This is a genomic window from Shigella sp. SIG3 (assembly GCF_053555855.1).
Window position 1 is genome coordinate 1 of record NZ_JBQZXE010000235.1, and the last position, 1,495, is coordinate 1,495.

Consider the following 1,495-nt stretch of genomic DNA (forward strand, 5'->3'; position numbering starts at 1 on the left):
TTGCATTCAGTTTCATAGATGCTCAGCAGAATCCCCCACATCCTGAAGGAGGTGTATTCAGACAGGCATCCCACCTGACTTCGAATGATGATTATTCATCACTATAGAGAGCATTGATTCTAAGTGTCATATGAAAGTTCCAATTGATATATATCAAACAAAATAACCCTGATTAATGAATTATTACGTTTATCATGTTAATTCATCATTATTACATCATCATTGTAAATAATTAAATTAACTTCCATAACATTAAAATATGTATCCACTGACGCTTTTTTACATAACGAAGAATTGACCATTTTGTCCTGTTGTGCCTTAATGTAAGTACCGTCCACAGCGTGGGACATACTTCAAGGAACCTTTTGTGAGTCAGGCAACTAGTATGCGAAAACGACACCGATTTAACAGTCGCATGACCCGTATCGTACTGCTCATCAGCTTTATCTTCTTCTTTGGCCGTTTTATCTACTCGTCCGTCGGTGCCTGGCTGCACCATCAGAGCAAAAAAGAAGCTCAGCAATCCACACTCTCCGTCGAATCACCGGTACAACGTTAGCGGTTACCTTCTCCACTTTCACAGAACATAACGGCACTTCGCTGTCGGATGCTTTTGCTCTTTGGGATTATCAAAGCGGCAGATATTCTTTCATCTTAAATTTTACGTCTTTGTCCTGACTGATGTTTATCCTGTTTGGCTGCGAAATAAATATAAAATTAATATATATGTTGTAATGATATATTTTTATAAATTATTCCCTGCGTGAATTTTAATAAATTTAATCTATCCCTTTATACGCAATACATTTACTTTCCTCTTTTGATGATCTTAAATGTCTTATTTTTCGTAATGTGTATAACAAGGAATAGTGATGAAATTTAAAAAATGTCTTCTGCCTGTGGCAATGTTAGCGTCATTCACTCTGGCAGGATGCCAGTCAAATGCTGACGATCATGCCGCCGATGTTTATCAAACCGATCAACTGAATACCAAACAAGAAACTAAAACCGTTAATATTATTTCCATTCTTCCCGCAAAAGTTGCCGTAGACAACTCCCAAAATAAACGGAACGCACAAGCCTTCGGCGCGCTTATTGGCGCAGTCGCTGGCGGTGTTATCGGCCACAACGTCGGTTCTGGCAGCAATTCCGGAACGACGGCAGGGGCAGTTGGCGGCGGAGCTGTAGGCGCGGCAGCGGGTTCTATGGTGAATGATAAAACCTTAGTGGAAGGTGTTTCTTTAACATATAAGGAAGGCACCAAAGTGTATACCTCCACCCAGGAGGGTAAAGAGTGCCAGTTTACGACAGGTTTAGCCGTTGTTATTACCACAACGTATAACGAAACGCGTATTCAGCCAAATACCAAATGTCCTGAAAAGAGCTAATAATCAGGAGGAGTCATGAAGAAAGTTTTTCTTTGCGCCATCTTAGCCTCCTTAAGCTATCCGGCTATAGCCTCATCATTGCAGGATCAACTCTCTGCTGTCGCAGA

The 1,495-nt window shown here is 40.7% G+C and carries 3 protein-coding genes and 1 pseudogene; 3 read left to right on the plus strand and 1 reads right to left on the minus strand.

Going from position 1 to position 1,495, the window contains the following annotated elements; translation table 11 throughout:
* Positions 1–197 precede the first annotated feature (197 nt).
* Positions 198–350 carry a hypothetical protein gene (locus ACUU1I_RS20495; RefSeq protein ID WP_000017552.1) on the minus strand — a complete coding sequence of 51 codons (153 nt, stop codon included), beginning with the start codon at positions 348–350 and terminating at the stop codon, positions 198–200.
* A gap of 17 nt (positions 351–367) precedes the next feature.
* Between ACUU1I_RS20495 and ACUU1I_RS20500 the strand changes: the two genes are divergently transcribed.
* From ACUU1I_RS20500 to ACUU1I_RS20510, 3 genes and pseudogenes are all read left to right on the plus strand, one after another.
* Positions 368–559, plus strand: a complete 192-nt coding sequence (locus ACUU1I_RS20500; RefSeq protein ID WP_000075994.1) for a YfgG family protein — start codon at positions 368–370, stop codon at positions 557–559.
* A 310-nt stretch (positions 560–869) separates the two neighbouring features.
* The gene (locus ACUU1I_RS20505) at positions 870–1,388 is read left to right on the plus strand and encodes an outer membrane lipoprotein (protein WP_000975306.1); all 519 of its coding nucleotides are present in this window, start codon (positions 870–872) and stop codon (positions 1,386–1,388) included.
* 15 nt (positions 1,389–1,403) lie between these two features.
* A pseudogene (locus ACUU1I_RS20510) lies at positions 1,404–1,495 on the plus strand (DUF5384 family protein); the annotation flags it as partial.

Excerpts from the sequence above, each read along its gene's own strand:
- ACUU1I_RS20495 (WP_000017552.1), bottom strand. The coding sequence starts at position 350 with ATGTCCCACGCTGTGGACGGTACTTACATTAAGGCACAACAGGACAAA.